Source organism: Thioclava sp. L04-15, assembly GCF_002020275.1.
Taxonomy (GTDB): domain Bacteria; phylum Pseudomonadota; class Alphaproteobacteria; order Rhodobacterales; family Rhodobacteraceae; genus Thioclava; species Thioclava marina.
Map to the genome: position 1 here is coordinate 162,379 of NZ_MPZW01000004.1, position 21,449 is coordinate 183,827.

At 63.4% G+C, this 21,449-nt stretch carries 14 protein-coding genes; 11 read left to right on the top strand and 3 right to left on the bottom strand.

All coding sequences use genetic code 11. The features are described from left to right. The first annotated feature begins 5 nt into the window (after positions 1-5). Together BMI90_RS10930 and BMI90_RS10935 are read left to right on the top strand one after the other, a co-directional pair. Positions 6-674: an ABC transporter ATP-binding protein gene (locus tag BMI90_RS10930; RefSeq protein ID WP_078529301.1), complete on the top strand. Its 669-nt coding sequence runs from the start codon at positions 6-8 to the stop codon at positions 672-674. A gap of 145 nt (positions 675-819) precedes the next feature. Further along, on the top strand, positions 820-3,540 hold the full coding sequence (locus BMI90_RS10935; RefSeq protein ID WP_168172757.1) for a DUF4214 domain-containing protein: 2,721 nt from the start codon (positions 820-822) through the stop codon (positions 3,538-3,540). Between the two features lie 2 nt (positions 3,541-3,542). On the opposite strand, the gene BMI90_RS10940 is transcribed toward BMI90_RS10935, so the two are convergent. Further along, positions 3,543-4,940, bottom strand: a complete 1,398-nt coding sequence (locus BMI90_RS10940) for a phosphomannomutase (RefSeq protein WP_078529304.1) — start codon at positions 4,938-4,940, stop codon at positions 3,543-3,545. A 142-nt stretch (positions 4,941-5,082) separates the two neighbouring features. Here BMI90_RS10940 and BMI90_RS10945 point away from each other — a divergent pair, with 142 nt between their 5' ends. After that, a complete protein-coding gene (locus BMI90_RS10945) occupies positions 5,083-6,138 on the top strand; it encodes a DUF2793 domain-containing protein (RefSeq protein ID WP_078529306.1) in 1,056 nt (351 codons plus the stop codon). Here BMI90_RS10945 and BMI90_RS10950 read toward each other — a convergent pair whose 3' ends face one another. Together BMI90_RS10950 and BMI90_RS10955 are read right to left on the bottom strand one after the other, a co-directional pair. Continuing rightward, entirely contained in the window at positions 6,139-8,439 is a 2,301-nt protein-coding gene (locus tag BMI90_RS10950; RefSeq protein ID WP_146671264.1) for a glycosyltransferase, read from the bottom strand. A 144-nt stretch (positions 8,440-8,583) separates the two neighbouring features. Then, positions 8,584-9,081 carry a DUF4405 domain-containing protein gene (locus tag BMI90_RS10955; RefSeq protein ID WP_078529609.1) on the bottom strand — a complete coding sequence of 166 codons (498 nt, stop codon included), beginning with the start codon at positions 9,079-9,081 and terminating at the stop codon, positions 8,584-8,586. Positions 9,082-9,326: 245 nt separating this feature from the next. On the opposite strand from BMI90_RS10955, the gene secE reads away from it, so the two are divergent. From secE to rpoC, 8 genes are all read left to right on the top strand, one after another. Beyond that, the gene (gene secE / locus BMI90_RS10960) at positions 9,327-9,512 is read left to right on the top strand and encodes a preprotein translocase subunit SecE (RefSeq protein ID WP_038074699.1); all 186 of its coding nucleotides are present in this window, start codon (positions 9,327-9,329) and stop codon (positions 9,510-9,512) included. 242 nt (positions 9,513-9,754) lie between these two features. Beyond that, on the top strand, positions 9,755-10,294 hold the full coding sequence (gene nusG, locus BMI90_RS10965; RefSeq protein ID WP_078529310.1) for a transcription termination/antitermination protein NusG: 540 nt from the start codon (positions 9,755-9,757) through the stop codon (positions 10,292-10,294). A gap of 104 nt (positions 10,295-10,398) precedes the next feature. Then, positions 10,399-10,851: a 50S ribosomal protein L11 gene (gene rplK, locus BMI90_RS10970; protein WP_078529312.1), complete on the top strand. Its 453-nt coding sequence runs from the start codon at positions 10,399-10,401 to the stop codon at positions 10,849-10,851. 3 nt (positions 10,852-10,854) lie between these two features. Next, entirely contained in the window at positions 10,855-11,553 is a 699-nt protein-coding gene (rplA, locus tag BMI90_RS10975; RefSeq protein WP_078529314.1) for a 50S ribosomal protein L1, read from the top strand. Between the two features lie 257 nt (positions 11,554-11,810). Continuing rightward, positions 11,811-12,323 carry a 50S ribosomal protein L10 gene (rplJ, locus tag BMI90_RS10980; protein ID WP_078529316.1) on the top strand — a complete coding sequence of 171 codons (513 nt, stop codon included), beginning with the start codon at positions 11,811-11,813 and terminating at the stop codon, positions 12,321-12,323. Between the two features lie 67 nt (positions 12,324-12,390). Further along, positions 12,391-12,765, top strand: coding sequence for a 50S ribosomal protein L7/L12 (gene rplL / locus BMI90_RS10985; RefSeq protein ID WP_038074704.1), 375 nt, complete (start codon positions 12,391-12,393; stop codon positions 12,763-12,765). 247 nt (positions 12,766-13,012) lie between these two features. Beyond that, positions 13,013-17,149: a DNA-directed RNA polymerase subunit beta gene (gene rpoB / locus BMI90_RS10990; RefSeq protein WP_078529319.1), complete on the top strand. Its 4,137-nt coding sequence runs from the start codon at positions 13,013-13,015 to the stop codon at positions 17,147-17,149. A 50-nt stretch (positions 17,150-17,199) separates the two neighbouring features. Continuing rightward, a complete protein-coding gene (gene rpoC, locus BMI90_RS10995; protein ID WP_078529321.1) occupies positions 17,200-21,435 on the top strand; it encodes a DNA-directed RNA polymerase subunit beta' in 4,236 nt (1,411 codons plus the stop codon). Positions 21,436-21,449: the final 14 nt, after the last annotated feature.

Consider the following 21,449-nt stretch of genomic DNA (forward strand, 5'->3'; position numbering starts at 1 on the left):
GGCCGATGATCCGCTTGCACAATCTGAGTAAATCCTACCGGATCAATGGGGGAACCAAGATCGTCGCGCGCGATCTGTGCGCGCGTTTCCCCAGCCGCCGCGTGGTCGCCCTGCTTGGGCGAAATGGTGCCGGGAAATCGACCCTTTTGCAGATGATCGCGGGCACGCTCAATCCGGATCGCGGCCGGGTGATCACACGCGGCTCGGTCTCTTTCCCGGTGGGCTTCGCAGGCTCGTTTCACCACGATCTGACGGGCGCACAGAATTGTCGCTTCATCGGGCGGGTCTACGGCGTCGATACCGACGAGCTGGTTGCGTTTGTCGAGGGCTTCGCGGGCCTCGGCGGCCATCTCCGGATGCCGCTGCGCACCTATTCGGCGGGGATGCGATCGCGGTTGGCTTTCGCGGTCTCGATGGGAATCGCCTTCGACACCTATCTCGTGGATGAGATCACAGCGGTGGGCGACGGTGCGTTTCGCGAACGCAGCGCAGAACTGTTCCGCGCGCGGATGGCCCATGCAGGAGCGATCATGGTGAGCCATTCGATGGGCCAGGTGCGCGAGCTGTGCGACGCGGCGGCCGTGCTCGAAAATGGGCGATTGGAGCTTTTCGACGATGTCGAGGCGGCGATCGCCTGTCACGAACGCAATCTGACGCAGACCGCCTCGGCCTGATCGAGTTCTATCTGCGTCGGGTTTGAATAGAAAGCGAAGGTTTTTCCACATTTCCGCCGGGTTTCAGCAAGGCTTTCCTTAATCCGCTCAGAGAGAATTTCACCAAATGACGATGAAATCTCTTTCGGGGAGAGCTGAGAGGATCATGGTGGAGATCACGCCGATTGCGACGAAGATCGACGGGCCCGACGGGTTCATGGCGTCGATTTCCGATCTGCTTCTGGTGCAGGAGGCCGACGGGCTCAAGCTCTACACGATTTCCAACGCCGGCGGCGGCATCCAGCAGCTTCTGCCCGAACGCGGGCTAAGCCTGAAGGATACGGCCTATCTGTTCGAGACCGAGGGGCTGGATGCGGCGGGCGCGCTGACCGAGATCAGCATTGATGGAAGCCCGGCGCTGCTGATCACCGGGGCGTCTTCGGGCGCGTTTCGCGCGGTGAGCCCGCAGCCAGCGACCGGCAAGATCAGCGATGTCTTCACCCTGCCGGGAGATGTCGCGCCCGGCCCGGTCCTGTCGATCGAGGCGCTCATGCTCGAGGGGCGGCAATTTCTCGTAGGCGCTCTCAGTCAAGGTCCGGGGCTGCATGTGTGGGAGATCGGCTCGGGCGGGCAGATCTCGGAAATCGCGCAGGGAAATTCCGGCGCGCTCTGGCAGAGCAATGACGTGCATGCGCTCGGCGCGGTCGAGATCAACGGGGAGCATTTCCTGCTTGCGGCCTCGGTCGATGACAACAGTCTCACGAGTCTCGCTCTGGGCGCGGACGGGCAGCTGTCGCCAGCCGGGCGGATCGACATGCGCGACGGGCTTTATATCAACACGCCCAACTCCATTGAAACGGTGACGGTGGGAGGACAGGCTTTCGCGCTGCTCGGCGCGGCGGGAACCAGTTCGATCTCGGTCGTCGAAATCGGGCCGGGCGGGTCGATGAGTGTCGCCGATCAGGTCAATGACGACCTGTCGACCCGTTTCCAGGGGGTGACGACGCTCGACTCGGTCGAGATGGGGGCACATAGCTACGTACTCGCCGGCGGAGCCGATGACGGGGTGAGCCTGATGACGCTCTTGCCGAGCGGGCGGCTGGTGCAGATCGGTACGATTGCGGACGGGCTCGACACCGCGCTGGCCGATCCGCGCGCAGCCGAAATGATCGCGGATGCGACCGGGCTCGATATCTTCGTGGTGGGGGATGTGCCGCCGGCGCTGAGCGATCAGGGTACCGGGATTACCCAGCTCCGGGTCGAGTTGGGTCCGGCCGGACTGGCGCTGCGAATGGCGGATGGTGGCGGGCAGGCGGTGGGAACCTCTGCGAATGATCTGATCTCGGGTGGCTCGGGTAATGACCGGATCACCGGCGGAGAGGGGGCGGATATCCTTCAAGATGGGGCGGGCGCGGATTCGCTTTGGGGCGGGGCGGGCGCGGATATTTTCGTACTCGATGCCGACGGGCAGACTGACTGGATCATGGATTATGAGCCGGGGACGGACCGGCTCGACCTCTCCGGCATGGCGTGGTTCTACAGCAAGGATGCGCTCGACATCACATCGACCGCCACAGGGGCAGAAATCAGCATCGGGGATGAGCGGGTCTTCGTGCAGTCCGCCGATGGCAGCAGTCTGAGTGCAGACGATTTCACGATCGGCGATCTGCGCGACATGTGGCACAGCACGATCACCCCGCCCGAGATCGGCAACATTCATACCGAAGGCACGCAGCAAGCCGATTTCATCGATGGGCGCGGCGGCAACGATACGCTGGTGGGCAATGACGGGCCCGATATCCTGCAAGGTCTGGGCGGCGACGACCTGCTCAACGGTGGGCGCATCGACCGCAGCTATGACCCGTTCGCGGCACAGATCTACCGGGTCTATCAAGCCACGCTCGACCGCGCGCCGGACGCGAATGGGCTCGCCTATTGGACCGATATTCTGGGCTCGGGCGCGTTGAGCCTGCAACAGGTGGCCGACGGTTTCATCAACTCGGCAGAGTTCCAGACGCTCTATCAGGATACCAACGACACCGAATTTCTGACGCTGCTTTATCAGAACGTGCTGGACCGCCCCCCCGACAACGGCGGTTTGTCCTGGTGGCTCGATCAGCTCGAGGCGGGAACGAAAAGCCGCGAGGAGGTCGTGGTCGGCTTCTCGGAGAGCGCTGAATTTCGTGACGCCACCGCGATTGACACATTGGGCCTGTCGCGAGTGAGCACGCAGACGGATTTCACCGATGATGTGTTTCGGCTTTATCAGGCGACGCTTGGGCGTGAGCCGAACCTGGGCGGCATGGTCTATTGGAGCGAGATGCGGGCCGAAGGGATGGACTTCCTCGAGATGGTCTCGGGTTTCGTCAATTCACCGGAATTCCTGGGTACCTATGGCAATCTGGACGATGAGGGGTTCATCTCGCTTCTCTATCAAAACGTTCTGGGCCGTGCGCCCGACAGCGGCGGGTTGACCTGGTGGCTCGATCAACTCGACAGCGGCGTTTATACGCGCGAGCGGGTCGTGGCTTCTTTCGCACAGAGCCCCGAAATGATCACCCAGAGTGCGCAGGCGCAGATCGACTGGTTCCGCTCCTTCGACTTCGAGGACGTCCTCGATGGGGGCGCGGGCTACAACTTGCTGCAAGGCGGGATCATGGCCGATCAGTTCGTCTTCCGCGCGGGCGAGGACGGTCACCATGTAGTCCTCGACCTCGAGCCTTGGGACAAGCTGAGTTTCGAGGGGTTCAATTACACTTCGGCTGCCGACGTGCGCACGCATATGAGCGAGCAGGGCGACGACCTGCTGTTCAGTGATCTCGGCGTGACGATCGAATTCGTCGATGTCGATCTGAGCGGGATCGGCGACGGGATGGTCGATGTGTGATCTCAGCCCAGACTGTCACGCAGCTTCGCGAGGTGGTGTTCGACAAGGGCGCGGGCACGCGCGGGGCTATCGGCTTCGGCGTAGCAGCGGCACTCCGGGGCATTGCCCGAGGGGCGCAGGTGAACGATCTCGCCCGAGGTGAATTGCAGGCGCAGGCCGTCGGTGCGGTCGATCGTCTCCGTGGGCCCCAGCGTGTCGAAGAAACGCGCGCGTTCGGCCGGATCGGCGGCGAGCGCATCTATCAGCGCGGCGGAGCGGTCGGTCGGGATCTCGGCGAGCCGGTCGGCGGCGGTGAAACGCGCGGGAAGGCGCGAGACGAGTTCGGAAAGGCGGACCCCGTCGCGGGCCGCCGTAACAAGGGGCGCGAGGATCGGCAGGAGGCAATCGCGGGTCGCGAGCGGTGGGATCGGGCCAGTGGGGCCTTGCGCCGTGAAGCCGAGAAGGAAGCCGCCATTGGGTTCGAAGCCGACGACCCTGGCGTGAGGGTCTGCGTCGAGCGCAGCTTCCATCGCAGCGATGACGAAGGGAGAGCCGATCTTCGTGCGCTCGATCCGCGCGAATTCGGGCATGGCATCGATCATCGTGTTGGACGAAACCGGGGTGCAGAGGATCTTCGCGCCGAGCGCCTGCGCGGTGAGCGCACCGAGGACGTCGCCGGGCACGATCGTTCCCGTCTCGTCGGTGACCATCGGCCGGTCGGCATCGCCATCGGTGGAAATCAGGGCATCGAGTGCGTGCTCGGCGCACCAGGTTGCGAGCCGGGTGCGGGTTGCGGGGTCGACGGCTTCGGTATCGACGGGGATAAAGATGTCTGACCGCGCGAGCGGCACGGGCTGCGCACCCAGCTGCTGGATGGCGGCGATCAGGATGTCGCGCGCGACCGAGCTGTGCTCGTAGATGCCGATGCGCATCCCGGCGAGCGCATCGGTCCCGAAACCTGAGACATAGCGCGCGATGTAATTTGCAGCACTCTGCGCACCCTCGGTCAGCGCGCCGGGTTGGCGCGCAATCTCCCAGTCCTGGCCGATACGCATCAGGATTTCGCGTTCGTCTTCCTTGGTGATTTCGCCCCCGGGAACGTAGAATTTCAGCCCGTTGCGGTCGGCGGGAATATGACTTCCGGTGACCATGATCGCGGCGTGCCCCGTACCCATCGAGGACAGTGCCAGCGCGGGGGTGGGCAGGGCGCCTTCGCGGATCGCCTCGATCCCGGCCGCTCGGATCGCGGCAATCACCATCTCGGCGATCGCAGGCGAGGAGGGGCGCAGATCCCAGCCCACATGCACCGCGCCGCCGGTCGGGCAGGCTTCGAGAAAGGCGCGGGTGTAATCGGTGACGAGATCCGCAGTCAGCTCGGTCACGAGACCGCGCAAGCCACTGGTGCCAAATTTGGGAGCCATCGGGAAAGTCCTGAACCTGTGATCGCACCGAACCTAGGGGTTGGTGGAGACGGGGGCAAGGCAGCGCGCGCCGCGCTCGAAATCTGTTAACCCTGTCCGCCTATCGTCCTGCCCCGTAACGTCTCAGCGCAGGAAGTTCTCGATGTTTGATCTCTCGGCCAATCTCGCGCTGCCCTATATGCTCGGCAGCCAGGCGCAAAAACACGTCACCCACAATGAAGCGCTGCAAATTCTCGATGCGCTGGTGCAGCTCGCGGTGCTCTCACGCAGTCAGGCCGAGCCGCCGCTCGCACCGGCCGAAGGCGCGCGCTACCTTTTGCCGGTTGGCGTGACGGGAGCTTGGGCGGGGCAGGCCGGCAAGCTCGCGCTGTGGTCGGCGCAGGCCTGGCAATTCCTTGAGCCGCGCGACGGCTGGCGGGCATTTGTGCTCGACGAGGGGGTGGAACTGGTGCTTGCGGGCGGGGCGTGGGACATGCTGCCGCTGCCCGAGCTGACCAATCTCGACGGTGTGGGGATCGCGACCGGCTATGATGCGACGAACAGGCTGGCGGTTTCGGCCGATGCGACACTGCTGAGCCATGCGGGCGCGGGCCATCAGCTGAAGGTGAACAAGGCAGCGGTGGGCGAGACGGCGAGTCTGCTGTTCCAGTCGAACTGGTCGGGTCGCGCCGAGATGGGAATCGCGGGCGGTGACGATTTCGCGATCAAGACGAGCGCGGATGGCGCGAGCTGGTTCGAGGGGCTGCGCGTAGAGGCCGCGACGGGGCGCGCGGTAATGGCGCAAGGTGCTGTGATCGAGGGCGCGCTGAGCGGTTCGGCGATCGTGGGGACGGTTTCGCAAACGGGCGGCGCGGTGATCGAGCGGGGCACGAATGCCTCGGGCGAATATGTGCGTTTCGCCGATGGCACGCAGATCTGCACGCAGAGCCTTGGCCTTGCCTATGACGCGAACTGGGCGCTCAAGGTCTATTGGTCGTTCCCGCAAGCCTTCGTGGCGACACCCGCGTTGAGCATCGCGCTCGATGCGGACAGTCTCGCGGCGGGCAGCGCTATCGGGGCGGGCGCGGTGTCCTTTGCCGGTTTCGAGGGTGGCAGCGCGGCCGGGGCCTGGGGGGTGCTCTATGCGGCGAACGGTGCGAGTTTCGCTGCGGGCGACAGCTGTACTGTCTCTGTCACGGCGATCGGGCGCTGGGTCTGATCAACGCGCGTCGAGTTCGGCAAAGATCTCGCGTAGGCGCGCCTCGTAGCGGCGTGCTATGGCGGAGGCCGAGAAATCGCGGCGCACCCTGATCTGGGCCTGCGCCGCTTTTTTCCTTCGAAGCTCAGGGTCAGATCGGAAAGCGCGCAGTTGCTCGATTGCGACGGCAAGGTCGGGCTCGCCCCAGTGCTGGCCGGGGCGGGCGAAGATGTAATCCTGCGGGCCGACTTCGACGAGATCGGCCGGAACGAGCCATGCGGTCTGAGGGTCGCAAAACTCGAGATTGCCGGAATATCCGGTGCATAGGACCGGCGTGCCGAGCGCCATCGCCTCGAGCATCCCGAAACCCCAACCCTCCGAGCGGTGCAGAGAGAGATAGCCATCCGCCCCCGCGATCAGGCACAGGACCTCGGAATAATCCATCGTTTCATCAAGCAGCAGAACTCGCGGATCGGCGGCGATCTCGCGGTCGATTTCCGCCCAGAGCGCGGCTTGTGCCGGGTCGCGCACCTTCGCGCGGTTCTGGCTCTTGAGGATCAGCCGGGCTTCGGGGTCGTCGGGGAAGGCCGCGCCGAAGGCGCGCAGCGTCCCGAGGGGGTTCTTGCGCTGGAGGAAGGAGAAGCTGTCGAAGCTTGTGAGCAGGGTAAAGGCAGAGGCGGGCAGTTCGAGGCGGGCGTGCAGCGCGCGGCGGGCTTCGGCGCGCTCGATCGCGGGGGGCTCTTCGAAACACATGCCGACATTGGTGACCGGCTTGGTGGTCGCGCCCCGATAGATCTCGGCGCAGTACTCGGACGAGACCCATATCTCATCCACCAGATCGAGCGCGAGATGGTGACAGAGGGCGGGGCTGTCGAGCTCCCAGTAGACATAGGCGATCGTGTAGGCGCCCGAGAAAGTGTCGGGCTCGTAGGCGGGCGCGGCGGGGACCGCTTCGGCGTTGAGATGCAGCAGGTTGATGCGCGCGGGGCGCGCGGCTCCGGTCTCGATCCGCGGGCGGCTCGGTGTGGGGTTGTCGCGGGCGATATCGACTGCGTGAAGGCTGTAGGGGGTGTGGCCGAGGATCGCTTGCGAGAGCCGGGTCGACTGGCCGAGCCCTGCGGCCTTGTGAAAGGGGCCGAGAATCTGGATATCGACGGGCTCATCTGAGGACACAGGGAGGCGGGCGGCCTCGATCCGGTGACCCTCGGGGCTGCGCAGGAAGCTGCGCGTGTCGAGATCGAACCCGGTTGCGCGCAGGGTCGCGCCATAGCGGGACCGAGAGGCCGACGTGCCGGGACACAAGTCGGTTGCGAAATTCGAGAAAGCGCCGCTGTCGAGGAGCGTGTCGAGATCGGTGCGCGGCACGAACCAGAGGAAGGCAGGCTGTTCGAGCGCAAGCGCCATCACCGCAAGTGTCAGGGTGCGCCGATCTTCGCTCTGCGTCGGGTCGAGGGCTCCGAGCGCCGGGATCGTGGTGTGCAGGTGGCGCGTGAAACGGTTGAGCGCGAAAGGGTCGGATGTGAGCGGTTCGCAGAGGTGGGCGCAATGCGCCTCGGAAATCAGGCAATCCGCCAGGTCGAGGCCGGGGGCGAGTTCGGTCGCCCAATGGGCGATCGCGCGTTCTCGGTCGGGGGCGTGCGGGTCAAGCAGCCCCATGGCGCGGGTGATCCCGTTCTCCTCCGTGTTGAGCCAGTCGATCGTCGCGCGCGAGAGCGGGGTCTGAAGGCCGGTACGCCGCGCGCCGTACTCGTCGAGATACCAGCGCAGGAGTTCGCCGATCTGCTCGGCATCGTGTTCGGGGGGGAATGTTTCCGGACGAGCGTCGCGATGGCGGACAAAATCGAGATAAGCGAAGAGAGGGGCCGGAAGAGCTTCGGGGCCTGCGGCGGCGCGGTTGCTGAAAAACGCGCGATGGCGGGAAAGATCGGGGCGCGCGTCGTGCGCGAGGGGATCGCCGAGACGCAGGAGTGGACCGAAGAGATGGCGGGCAAGCGGTGAGCCTTTTCCCGATGCATGCGCTTCGGTGCCGAGTTCGAGCCGCGCGACTTCCGGGCCTGCCTGCGCTTGGCGAAGAGCGATCCAGCCTCCCGCATGGGCGGCTTCGATCAGCTGAGGCGGCAAGGTGATCGAAAACCCGTGCCGCCCCGTGCCGATGCCTGCCCCTTCGAGATCAGCCCGATATGCAGCCGCGCGCAGTGTCGCGAGGCGTCCGTCTGCGCAATGTAGTTCGACTGTGAGAGGGGGCGACGCGCCTCGCTGCGCCGCCCAGCCGGTGACGGTTGCCCCCTCGATGCGGTCGATCGCGCCGCGCAGTCCACTCAAGCGTCGCCAGAGCCGGAGGGCTGGTGTGGCGGCGCGTGTGTGAAGCAAGGAGGTTTTCGGGGGCAACAGAAGCTCGAAATGCAATCATGGGTTGCATTCCTTTTTAGAGCGCCCCCGCCCGTGCGGCAACGGTTTTGGCGTTGGTTACTCCGCAGGTTTCAGAAGCTCCTGCGCCAGCGAAGCCGCAGAGCTGCCCTGTGCCTCCGCGATCTGGGTCAGGCTCTGGCCGATCGTGGTCGCGCCAAGTTTGGCAAGTGCCTCCTGCTCGGTGAGCCCGAAGACCGGGGCGACGGTGCCGAGCGGCGCATCGAACATCGCCTGAGCGATCGCGAATTGCGGCGGACCGCCACGCACCGCGCCACTCGGTTGCATTGCGGCGGGAATCGCGAAGGCGAGCGCTGCGACCAACGAAATGGCGAGCGCCAGGAACATCGGCGCACGCTTGAAGTAATTCATCATCGCGCGCCAGTTCTTCCAGATGTGAAGAACAAAGGGCGCGATCAGGACCAGCGAGAGCCATTCATGCATGCCACGGAACCACGACGAGCCCCAGTGGAAGAACAGCGCCACCCCGGAAATCAACGAGATGAGGAAGAGGCCGGTGATGAACGGCGTGGCATAGCGGTTGAGAACGGTCGGCATCGGGTTGCTCCATGACTGGCGCGGAGGGCGCCATCTTCTTGTGATCTCCTTTTGCACGAAGCAGGTGCAATTTTCCGTCTGCAGGGCCGCCATGCGCATCACGCAGATCACTGCGCGCGCGGCCAGTGGCGGCATCAGCCTTGAAATCCGGGAGGGGAGCGCGTATCTGGCGGCAATTGCGCCTCTCGGGGCGCTTCGGGCAGATGAGGCGGCGCGACATGCGGCGCGCATAAGGGATGACGAGAATGGCAAACCCCCTCCAGTTTCTCCAGCAGGTGCGCTCGGAAGCGGGCAAGGTGACCTGGCCGAACCGGCGCGAGGTTCTGCTGACGACCGGCATGGTGCTCGCGATGGCGGCCCTGACGGCGATCTTCTTCTCGCTCGTCGACTGGATCATCCGTCTTGGCGTGACCCAGGTGATCGGCAGCTGATCCCCGAACGGGCACGCGGCGATTGCGCCTCTCGCAGTTGCGGCGAAGAAGTGACCGCGCTGCGGCCTAACGGTCTTGAATTCAAAGGCCTTCGGCGGTAAAGGGGCGGAACTTTCCAGAACCGGCGTGCATCGATTCGCGTGGTGCACGCTGTTTTTTGTTCTGGGGATGGCGGGCCAACCCCGTGATATAACAGGAATTTTCGGTGCCTTGGCATCGGTGGTAAGAGGCAAAGAATCGGCATGGCGAAACGTTGGTATTCGGTGAGCGTTCTCTCGAACTTCGAGAAGAAAGTGGCCGAGAGCATCCGTCAGGCCGTGATCGACAAGGGTCTGGAAGACCAGATCGAAGAAGTCCTCGTGCCGACCGAAGAGGTGATCGAGGTGCGTCGTGGCAAGAAGGTGACCTCCGAGCGTCGCTTCATGCCGGGCTACGTGCTCGTGCGGATGGAGATGACCGACAAGGGTTATCACCTGATCAACTCGACGAACCGGGTGACCGGTTTCCTCGGGCCGCAGGGCAAGCCGATGCCGATGTCGGATGCGGAAGTGAACCGCATCCTGAGCCGCGTCGACGAATCGGGTGAGCAGGCCGCGCCGCGCAGCCTCATCACCTTCGAGGTCGGCGAGAACGTGAATGTGACCGACGGGCCCTTCGAGGGCTTCTCGGGCATGGTCGAGGAAGTGGACGAGGCGGCGAGCCGCCTGAAGGTCACCGTCTCGATCTTTGGCCGGCCGACGCCGGTCGAGCTGGAATACACGCAGGTGCAGAAAACCGCCTGAGTGTGAGCCGTGGGAGGCGAGGGCCCTTGCTGAGACAAGGTGTCCCGGACCGAACCACTAAACTTCGCATCCTCCGGGTGTGACAGTGATAAGGAGAGGGCCACATGGCCAAGAAAGTTATCGGGCAGCTCAAGCTGCAAATCCCGGCAGGCGGCGCGAACCCGTCCCCGCCGGTCGGTCCGGCGCTGGGTCAGCGCGGGATCAACATCATGGAATTCTGCAAGGCGTTCAACGCCAAGACGCAGGAGATGGACAAGCAGGCGAAGATCCCGACGATCATCACCTATTACGCTGACAAGTCCTTCACCTTCGAGATCAAGCAGCCGACCGCCAGCTTCTTCCTGAAGCAGGCCGCGGGCCTCAAGCCCGTCGGCAAGCGCAACCGTCCGAAGGGTTCGGAGAAGCCGGGTCGTGAAGTCGCCGGCACCGTGACCGCCGCTCAGGTTCGTCAGATCGCCGAAGCGAAGATGAAAGACCTGAACGCCAACGATATCGAAGGCGCGATGAACATCATCCTCGGCTCCGCGAAGTCGATCGGCATCGAGGTGAAAGGCTAAGTCATGGCAAATCTCGGTAAACGCACCAAAGCCGCCCGCGAAGCCTTCGCCGGCAAGGACCTGATCTCGGTCGAGGACGCCGTGTCGCTGATCAAGGCGAACGCGAATGCGAAATTCGACGAGACGCTCGAAATCGCGATGAACCTCGGTGTTGACCCGCGTCACGCCGACCAGATGGTTCGTGGCGTCGTCGCTCTGCCGAACGGCACCGGCAAGACCGTCCGCGTGGCTGTCTTCGCCCGTGGCGCGAAAGCGGATGAAGCCAAGGAAGCCGGGGCCGATATCGTCGGCGCCGAGGACCTGATGGAAACCATCCAGGGCGGCACGATCGAATTCGATCGCTGCATCGCGACCCCCGACATGATGCCGCTCGTCGGCCGTCTGGGTAAAGTCCTGGGCCCGCGCAACCTGATGCCGAACCCGAAGGTCGGCACCGTGACGATGGACGTGAAAGCGGCTGTCGAAGCGGCGAAGGGCGGCGAGGTCCAGTTCAAGGTCGAGAAGGCCGGCGTCATTCATGGCGGCATCGGCAAGGTCTCCTTCACCGAGGAGCAGCTCGCCCAGAACGTCCGCGCGTTCGTGGACGCCGTGTCGAAAGCCAAGCCCACGGGCGCGAAGGGCACCTACCTCAAGAAGGTGTCGCTGAGCTCGACCATGGGCCCGGGCGTGTCGCTCGACCTCACGTCGGCGACCGGCAACTAAGAGAATTCCTCCGGGGGAGACCTCGGTGGATGGCAGGGCGGCGGCCTGACGCTTCCGCCCTGACCTGTCCGAGACGGAGGGTGCCCGATCCCGCAAGGTGACGGCTTAATTTCCTTCCTGAGATGGGGATCGAGACCAATCCTGGTTTGGGCCTTCGGGCCGATCTCGGGCGATCTGGCCTCGGGCCCTTCGGACCCGACCCCGGGAAACCGGGACAATGAGAGCCGGGGGGAAACCCCCATACTTGGAGTGTAACTGTGGATAGAGCCCAAAAAGAGAAAGTGGTCGAGGAACTCGGCCAGATCTTCGCAAGCTCTGGCGTCGTGGTGGTTGCTCACTACGAGGGCATGACGGTTGCTGACATGCAGGACCTCCGCGCACGCATGCGTGAAGCGGGTGGTTCGGTTCGTGTTGCCAAGAACAAGCTCGCCAAGATCGCCCTTGAAGGTCAGCCCTGCGCAAGCATCGCTGAATACCTGACGGGCATGACCGTGCTTTCCTATTCTGAGGACCCTGTCGCCGCGGCGAAAGTGGTCGTCAAGTACGCCAAGGATAACGAGAAACTCGAAATCCTCGGCGGCGCAATGGGAGACTCGGCCCTCGACGTCGCCGGTGTCAAAGCCGTCGCCGATATGCCGTCGCGTGAAGAGCTCATCGCTCAGATCGTTTCGGCCATCGGTGCACCCGCTTCGAACATCGCCGGTGCCGTTGGCGCGCCTGCTTCGAACATCGCGAGCATCCTTTCCACCATCGAGGAAAAGGCTGCGTAAGCAATCGACTTGTCCCGTAGCGGCTTGAAACCGCGACGTTGGAAAACCCAAATCTAGGAACTGTAAAATGGCTGATCTGAAAAAACTCGCCGAAGAAATCGTGGGCCTGACCCTTCTGGAAGCCCAGGAACTGAAAACCATCCTGAAAGACGAATACGGCATCGAGCCGGCCGCCGGTGGCGCCGTCATGATGGCTGGCCCGGCTGCTGGTGCTGCTGAAGCTGTCGAAGAGAAAGACGAATTCGACGTCGTTCTGGTGGAAGCTGGCGCCAACAAGATCAACGTGATCAAGGAAGTCCGTGGCATCACCGGCCTGGGCCTGAAAGAAGCCAAAGACCTCGTTGAGGCTGGCGGCAAGGTCAAGGAAGGCGCTGCGAAAGCGGAAGCCGAAGAGATCAAGAAAAAGCTCGAAGAAGCCGGCGCGAAAGTCGAGCTCAAGTAATCGAGCCGGATGCGCCTGCATCCGATCTGAAAAATGGGCTGGGTCCGGGCAATCCCCGGGCCCAGCCGAACCTGTCTCGGAGAGGGCTTTGCCGCCCTGAAGCCCTCTCCAAGGCGGCGTTCGCGGTTCGGGAGCCTTTCGGTGGGACGGAAGGCAGGTATGGAACCGCCCCCCTTCATTCGCCTTGCGGCGCGCAATGGGCCCCGACATTGCGCCAGTCGCGAAGAGACGAAAGGTCACGCAGAGCATGGCTCAAGCTTACGTTGGTCAAAAACGCATCCGCCGCTATTACGGCAAAATCCGTGAAGTCCTTGAAATGCCGAACCTCATCGAGGTTCAGAAATCCTCCTACGATCTGTTCCTGCGCTCCGGCGAGGCGGACAAGCCCACCGATGGCGAGGGTCTCCAGGGCGTTTTCCAGTCGGTCTTCCCGATCAAGGATTTCAATGACAACGCCATCCTGGAGTTCGTGAAATACGAGCTCGAGAAGCCGAAATACGATGTCGAGGAGTGCCAGGCGCGCGACATGACCTATTCGGCGCCGCTGAAGGTCACCCTGCGTCTCATCGTGTTCGATGTGGACGAGGAAACCGGCGCGCGCTCGGTCAAGGACATCAAGGAACAGGATGTCTTCATGGGCGACATGCCCCTGATGACGAAGAACGGTACGTTCATCGTGAACGGGACCGAGCGGGTCATCGTGAGCCAGATGCACCGTTCGCCCGGCGTGTTCTTCGACCATGACCGCGGCAAGACGCACAGCTCGGGCAAGCTGCTGTTCGCCTGCCGGATCATCCCCTATCGCGGGTCGTGGCTCGACTTCGAATTCGACGCCAAGGATCTGGTGTTCGCACGCATCGACCGTCGCCGCAAACTGCCGGTGACGACGCTTCTCTATGCGCTCGGCCTCGATCAGGAAGGCATCATGGATGCCTATTACGAGACCGTCTCCTACACCGCCAAGGGCCGTTCGGGCTGGGTCACCAAGTTCTTCCCCGACCGCGTTCGCGGCACCCGTCCGACCTTCGACCTCGTCGATGCGGCTTCGGGCGAGGTGATCCTCAAGGCGGGCGACAAGGCGACCCCGCGCATGGTCAAGAAATGGCGTGACGACAACTCGGTTCCCGAGCTGCTCGTGCCGTTCGACCACATCCTGGGCCGCTTCTGCGCCAAGGACATCATCAACGAGGACACCGGCTTCATCTACATCGAAGCGGGTGACGAGTTGACGGCGGATTACGACAAGGATGGCGAGCTCGTCGGCGGGTCGATCAAGACGCTGCTCGATAACGGCATCACCGAGATCCCGGTGCTCGACATCGATAACGTCAATGTCGGCCCCTACATCCGCAACACCATGGCCGCGGACAAGAACATGAACCGCGACACCGCGCTCATGGACATCTACCGCGTCATGCGTCCGGGTGAGCCGCCGACCGTCGAAGCCGCCTCGTCGCTCTTCGACAGCCTGTTCTTCGACAGCGAGCGCTACGACCTCTCGGCCGTCGGTCGCGTGAAGATGAACATGCGTCTCGACCTCGATGCGCCGGACACCCAGCGCACGCTGCGCCGCGAAGACATCATCGCCTGCATCAAGGGCCTGGTGGAACTGCGCGACGGCAAGGGCGAGATCGACGACATCGACCACCTCGGCAACCGCCGTGTGCGTTCGGTCGGCGAACTGATGGAGAACCAGTATCGCGTCGGCCTGCTGCGCATGGAGCGCGCGATCAAGGAGCGCATGTCCTCGGTCGAGATCGACACGGTCATGCCGCAGGATCTGATCAACGCGAAGCCGGCCGCGGCCGCGGTGCGTGAATTCTTCGGCTCCTCGCAGCTGTCGCAGTTCATGGACCAGACCAACCCGCTCTCGGAAGTCACGCACAAGCGTCGTCTTTCGGCGCTCGGGCCGGGCGGTCTGACCCGCGAGCGCGCGGGCTTCGAGGTTCGCGACGTTCACCCGACCCACTACGGCCGGATGTGCCCGATCGAAACGCCGGAAGGTCAGAACATCGGTCTGATCAACTCGCTGGCCACCTTCGCCCGCGTGAACAAGTATGGCTTCATCGAGACCCCGTATCGCAAGGTCGAGGATGGCAAGGTCACCGACGAGGTGGTCTACATGTCCGCGACCGAGGAAATGCGTCACACCGTGGCGCAGGCGAACGCGACCCTCGACGAGAACGGCAAGTTCATCAACGACCTCGTTTCGACCCGCCAGTCGGGCGAATACGCGCTCAACCCGCCGGAAATGGTGGACCTGATCGACGTGTCGCCGAAACAGCTGGTCTCGGTCGGTGCGGCGCTCATCCCGTTCCTCGAAAACGACGACGCGAACCGCGCTCTGATGGGTGCGAACATGCAACGTCAGGCCGTGCCGCTGCTGCGTTCGGAAGCGCCCTATGTCGGGACCGGCATGGAAGCGACCGTGGCGCGCGACTCCGGGGCTGCGATCACCGCGAACCGTGGCGGCATCATCGACCAGGTCGATGCGCAGCGTATCGTTATTCGCGTGACCGACGATCTCGAAGCGGGCGATCCGGGCGTGGACATCTACCGTCTGCGCAAGTTCAAGCGTTCGAACCAGTCCTCGACCATCAACCAGCGTCCTGTCGTGAAAGTGGGCGACAAGGTGGTGAAGGGTCAGGTTGTCGCTGACGGTCCGTCGACCGATCAGGGCGAACTGGCGATCGGCCGCAACGTGGTCGTCGCCTTCATGCCCTGGAACGGCTACAACTACGAAGACTCGATCCTGATCTCCGAGCGGATCCACCGCGACGACGTGTTCACCTCGATCCACATCGACGAATACGAAGTGGCGGCGCGTGACACCAAGCTCGGCCCGGAAGAGATCACCCGCGACATCCCGAACGTTGGCGAGGAAGCCCTGCGCAACCTCGACGAAGCGGGCATTGTCTATATCGGCGCCGAAGTGGGGCCGGGCGATATCCTCGTGGGCAAGATCACCCCGAAGGGCGAAAGCCCGATGACGCCGGAAGAGAAACTCCTCCGCGCCATCTTCGGTGAGAAAGCGTCCGACGTGCGCGACACCTCGCTGCGTCTGCCGCCGGGTGCCTATGGTACGATCGTGGAAGTCCGCGTCTTCAACCGTCACGGCGTCGACAAGGACGAGCGCGCGCTGCAGATCGAGCGTGAGGAAGTCGAACGTCTGGCCCGTGACCGGGACGACGAGCTCGCGATCCTCGAGCGCAACATCTACGCGCGTCTCAAGACCCTGATCATGGGCAAGACCGCCGTGAAGGGGCCGAAAGGCATCAAGGCCGGTTCGACCATCGACGACGAACTGCTGGGCACCCTGTCGAAGGGCCAGTGGTGGCAGCTCGCGCTCGAAGACGAGGGCGATGCGAAGGAAGTCGAAGCGCTCAACGACCAGTTCGAGGCGCAGAAACGCGCGCTGGACCTGCGCTTCGAGGACAAGGTCGAGAAGGTCCGCCAGGGCGACGACCTGCCTCCGGGCGTGATGAAGATGGTCAAGGTCTTCGTGGCCGTGAAGCGCAAGCTTCAGGCAGGCGACAAGATGGCCGGTCGTCACGGGAACAAGGGCGTCGTGTCGAAAGTCGTTCCGATGGAAGACATGCCGTTCCTCGCCGATGGCACCCCTGTCGATCTCGTGCTGAACCCGCTGGGCGTGCCTTCGCGCATGAACGTCGGTCAGATCCTCGAGACCCACATGGGTTGGGCGTCGCGCGGTCTGGGCAACCAGATCGACGAGGCGATCCGCGCCTATCGCCGCAACGGCGACATGACTCCGGTTCGCGAAGCGATGAAGATCGGCTATGGCGAAGAGACCTATGACGAGGTCCTCGCCGGTATGGATGACGAGGCCTTCATCGAAAGCGCCGAAGCTGTCCGCACCGGTGTTCCGATCGCGACCCCGGTCTTCGACGGTGCGAAAGAAGCCGACATCAACGACGCGCTCAAGCGTGCGGGCTTCGACCAATCCGGTCAGTCGACCGTGTTCGACGGCCGCACCGGCGAGCAGTTCGCGCGCAAGGTCACGGTGGGTGTGAAGTACTTCCTCAAGCTTCACCACCTCGTCGATGACAAGATGCACGCCCGTTCGACCGGTCCGTACTCGCTCGTCACGCAGCAGCCGCTGGGTGGTAAGGCGCAGTTCGGTGGTCAGCGTCTCGGGGAGATGGAAGTCTGGGCTCTGGAAGCCTACGGCGCCGCCTACACCCTGCAGGAGATGCTGACGGTGAAGTCGGACGACGTGGCCGGCCGGACGAAGGTCTACGAGTCGATCGTCAAGGGCGAGGACAATTTCGAAGCCGGCGTGCCGGAATCGTTCAACGTTCTCGTCAAAGAGGTCCGGGGCCTCGGCCTCAACATGGAACTCCTGGACGCGGAGGAAGAGGAGTGAGGGCTTTGGCCCTCCTCTGATCCCTTCCGCCCTCATTCAAGGATTTACAGATGAACCAGGAACTGACCCAAAACCCGTTCAACCCGCTCGCGCAGCCGAAGGCGTTTGACGAGATCAAGATCTCGCTGGCCTCGCCGGAGCGGATCCTGAGCTGGTCCTACGGCGAGATCAAGAAGCCGGAAACCATCAACTACCGCACGTTCAAGCCCGAGCGTGACGGCCTGTTCTGCGCGCGTATCTTTGGCCCGATCAAGGATTACGAATGCCTGTGCGGCAAGTACAAGCGCATGAAGTATCGCGGCGTTGTCTGCGAGAAGTGCGGCGTCGAAGTCACCCTCCAGAAAGTCCGCCGCGAGCGTATGGGCCATATCGAACTGGCCTCGCCCGTCGCGCATATCTGGTTCCTCAAGTCGCTGCCCTCGCGCATCGGCCTGATGCTGGACATGACGCTGCGCGATCTCGAGCGCATCCTCTATTTCGAGAACTACGTGGTGATCGAGCCGGGTCTGACCGACCTGAGCTACGGCCAGCTGCTCTCGGAAGAAGAGTATCTCGACGCGCAGGACGCCTATGGCGCTGACGCATTCACGGCGAATATCGGTGCGGAAGCGATCCGTGAGATGCTGGCCGCGATCGACCTCGAGGCGACCGCCGAGCAGCTCCGCGAGGAGCTCAAGGAAGCCACGGGCGAGCTGAAGCCGAAGAAGATCATCAAGCGTCTGAAAATCGTGGAATCCTTCCTCGAGTCGGGCAACCGCCCCGAGTGGATGGTGCTGACCGTGCTTCCGGTGATCCCGCCGGAACTGCGTCCGCTCGTCCCGCTCGATGGTGGCCGTTTCGCGACCTCGGATCTCAACGACCTCTATCGTCGCGTGATCAACCGGAACAACCGTCTCAAGCGTCTGATCGAACTGCGTGCGCCCGACATCATCGTGCGTAACGAAAAGCGGATGCTTCAGGAATCGGTCGATGCGCTGTTCGACAACGGCCGTCGCGGCCGCGTCATCACGGGCACCAACAAGCGCCCGCTGAAGTCGCTGTCGGACATGCTCAAGGGTAAGCAGGGTCGCTTCCGTCAGAACCTTCTGGGTAAGCGCGTGGACTTCTCGGGTCGTTCGGTCATCGTGACGGGCCCGGAACTCAAGCTGCACCAGTGCGGTCTGCCCAAGAAGATGGCACTCGAACTGTTCAAGCCCTTCATCTACTCGCGCCTCGAGGCCAAGGGCCTGTCGAGCACCGTGAAGCAGGCGAAGAAGCTGGTCGAAAAAGAGCGTCCGGAAGTCTGGGATATCCTCGACGAGGTCATCCGCGAGCACCCGGTTCTGCTGAACCGCGCGCCGACGCTGCACCGTCTGGGCATTCAGGCGTTCGAGCCGATGCTGATCGAAGGCAAGGCGATCCAGCTGCACCCGCTCGTCTGCTCGGCGTTCAACGCCGACTTCGACGGTGACCAGATGGCCGTCCACGTGCCGCTCTCGCTGGAAGCCCAGCTGGAAGCGCGCGTGCTGATGATGTCGACGAACAACGTCCTCTCGCCCGCCAACGGCGCGCCGATCATCGTTCCTTCGCAGGATATGATCCTTGGTCTCTACTACGTGACCATGGAGCGTCAGGGCATGAAGGGCGAAGGCATGCACTTCGCCTCGGTCGAGGAAGTGGAGCATGCGCTCAATGCGGGCGAGGTGCATCTGCACGCCAAGATCACCTGCCGCGTCAAGCAGATCGACGAAACCGGCAACGAGGTGTTCGAGCGCTTTGAGACCACCCCGGGCCGCGTCCGTCTGGGCTCGCTGCTGCCGCTCAACGCGAAGGCGCCCTTCGAGCTGGTCAACCGCCTGCTGCGGAAGAAAGACGTGCAGAACGTCATCGACACCGTCTACCGCTATTGCGGTCAGAAGGAGTCGGTCATCTTCTGTGACCAGATCATGGGCATGGGCTTCCGCGAAGCGTTCAAGGCCGGCATCTCCTTCGGCAAGGACGACATGGTGATCCCGGACAACAAGTGGGACATCGTCGAAGGCGTCCGCGACCTCGTGAAGGACTTCGAACAGCAATACATGGACGGTCTGATCACCCAGGGTGAGAAGTACAACAAGGTCGTCGATGCCTGGTCGAAGTGTAACGACAAGGTCACCGAGGCGATGATGAACACCATCTCGGCGCCGAAATACGACGAGGCCGGGGCCGAACAGGAACCGAACTCGGTCTACATGATGGCCCACTCGGGCGCTCGTGGCTCGGTGACGCAGATGAAACAGCTCGGCGGGATGCGCGGCCTCATGGCCAAGCCGAACGGCGAGATCATCGAAACGCCGATCATCTCGAACTTCAAGGAAGGTCTGACCGTTCTTGAATACTTCAACTCGACCCACGGCGCCCGTAAGGGTCTGTCGGATACCGCTCTGAAGACGGCGAACTCGGGTTACCTGACCCGTCGTCTCGTCGACGTGGCGCAGGACTGCATCGTGCGTACGCATGATTGCGGCACCGAGAACGCGATCACGGCTTCGGCTGCGGTCAATGACGGTGAAGTCGTGGCCCCGATCTCCGAGCGTATCCTCGGCCGCGTCGCGGCTGATGACGTGCCGGTGCCGGGCACCGACGAGGTGATCGTGCGCAAGGGCGAGCTGATCGACGAGCGCAAGGCCGACGCGATCGAGCAGGCGGGCGTGCAATCCGTCCGTATCCGCTCGGCGCTGACCTGCGAGGCCGAAGAGGGCGTTTGCGCGCTCTGCTACGGTCGCGACCTCGCACGCGGTACGCTGGTCAATATCGGCGAAGCGGTGGGTATCATCGCGGCGCAGTCGATCGGCGAACCGGGCACGCAGCTCACGATGCGGACCTTCCACTTGGGCGGTGTTGCGCAGGGCGGCTCGCAGTCGTTCCTCGAGGCCAGCCAGGAGGGCAAGATCGAGTTCCGCAACCCCAACCTCATCACCAATGAGGCGGGCGAGCAGATCGTGATGGGCCGCAACATGCAGATCGCCATCATCAACGAGCATGGCGAAGAGCTTGCGAGCCACAAGATCGGCTACGGCACCAAGGTCTTCGTGACCGACGGCGCGGATGTGAAGCGTGGCGACAAGCTGATCGAATGGGACCCCTACACCCTGCCGATCATCGCCGAGAAACCCGGTAAGGTCCGCTTCGTCGACCTCATCTCGGGCATCTCGGTCCGCGAGGATACCGATGACGCGACCGGCATGACGCAGAAGATCGTGTCCGACTGGCGCGCGGCGCCCAAGGGCAACGACCTCAAGCCGGAGATCCTGGTGCTGGGTGAGGATGGCGAGCCGGTCCGCAACGATGCGGGCAACCCGGTGACCTATCCGATGTCGGTGGACGCGATCCTCTCGGTCGAAGACGGTCAGGACGTGAAAGCGGGCGACGTGGTTGCACGTATTCCGCGCGAAGGCGCGAAGACGAAGGACATCACCGGTGGTCTGCCGCGTGTGGCCGAACTCTTCGAGGCACGCCGTCCGAAGGATCACGCGATCATCGCCGAAATCGATGGCTATGTGCGCTTCGGCAAGGACTACAAGAACAAGCGTCGCATCGCGATCGAACCGCGCGACGAAGGTCTGGAGCCGGTCGAATACATGGTGCCGAAAGGCAAGCACATCCCGGTGCAGGAAGGCGACTTCGTGCAGAAGGGTGACTACATCATGGACGGCAACCCGGCGCCGCACGACATCCTTCGCATCATGGGGATCGAGGCTCTGGCCGACTACCTCATCAATGAGGTACAGGACGTGTATCGACTGCAGGGCGTGAAGATCAACGACAAGCACATCGAGGTGATCGTTCGCCAGATGCTGCAAAAGATCGAGATCCTCGACTCGGGCGATACGACGTTGCTGAAGGGCGAACATGTCGACAAGGTCGAGTTCGACGAGGAGAACGAGAAGGTCGCGGCCCGCGGTGGTCGTCCGGCGAACGGCGAACCCGTTCTGCTCGGCATCACCAAGGCCTCTCTGCAGACCCGTTCGTTCATCTCGGCGGCCTCCTTCCAGGAGACGACCCGCGTTCTCACCGAAGCCTCGGTGCAGGGCAAGCGCGACAAGCTCGTGGGCCTCAAGGAGAACGTCATCGTCGGCCGCCTGATCCCGGCGGGCACCGGTGGCGCGACCACCCGCGTTCGCAAGATCGCGGCGGAGCGCGACCACAAGGTCATCGTGCAGCGTCAGGCGGAGGCGGAAGCCGCCGCAGCGCTCGCCGCACCGATGGACATGGCCGAGAACGATGCTGATTTCGGCCCGGTCGAGACGCCCGAAAGCCGCGATTGATCCTCAAACCGAGG

Excerpts from the sequence above, each read along its gene's own strand:
- rplK (WP_078529312.1), top strand. The coding sequence starts at position 10,399 with ATGGCCAAGAAAGTTATCGGGCAGCTCAAGCTGCAAATCCCGGCAGGC.
- BMI90_RS10955 (WP_078529609.1), bottom strand. The coding sequence starts at position 9,081 with ATGCCGACCGTTCTCAACCGCTATGCCACGCCGTTCATCACCGGCCTC.
- BMI90_RS10930 (WP_078529301.1), top strand. The coding sequence starts at position 6 with ATGATCCGCTTGCACAATCTGAGTAAATCCTACCGGATCAATGGGGGA.
- rpoC (WP_078529321.1), top strand. The coding sequence starts at position 17,200 with ATGAACCAGGAACTGACCCAAAACCCGTTCAACCCGCTCGCGCAGCCG.
- BMI90_RS10945 (WP_078529306.1), top strand. The coding sequence starts at position 5,083 with ATGTTTGATCTCTCGGCCAATCTCGCGCTGCCCTATATGCTCGGCAGC.
- rpoB (WP_078529319.1), top strand. The coding sequence starts at position 13,013 with ATGGCTCAAGCTTACGTTGGTCAAAAACGCATCCGCCGCTATTACGGC.
- secE (WP_038074699.1), top strand. The coding sequence starts at position 9,327 with ATGGCAAACCCCCTCCAGTTTCTCCAGCAGGTGCGCTCGGAAGCGGGC.
- nusG (WP_078529310.1), top strand. The coding sequence starts at position 9,755 with ATGGCGAAACGTTGGTATTCGGTGAGCGTTCTCTCGAACTTCGAGAAG.
- BMI90_RS10935 (WP_168172757.1), top strand. The coding sequence starts at position 820 with ATGGTGGAGATCACGCCGATTGCGACGAAGATCGACGGGCCCGACGGG.
- rplL (WP_038074704.1), top strand. The coding sequence starts at position 12,391 with ATGGCTGATCTGAAAAAACTCGCCGAAGAAATCGTGGGCCTGACCCTT.
- BMI90_RS10940 (WP_078529304.1), bottom strand. The coding sequence starts at position 4,940 with ATGGCTCCCAAATTTGGCACCAGTGGCTTGCGCGGTCTCGTGACCGAG.
- rplA (WP_078529314.1), top strand. The coding sequence starts at position 10,855 with ATGGCAAATCTCGGTAAACGCACCAAAGCCGCCCGCGAAGCCTTCGCC.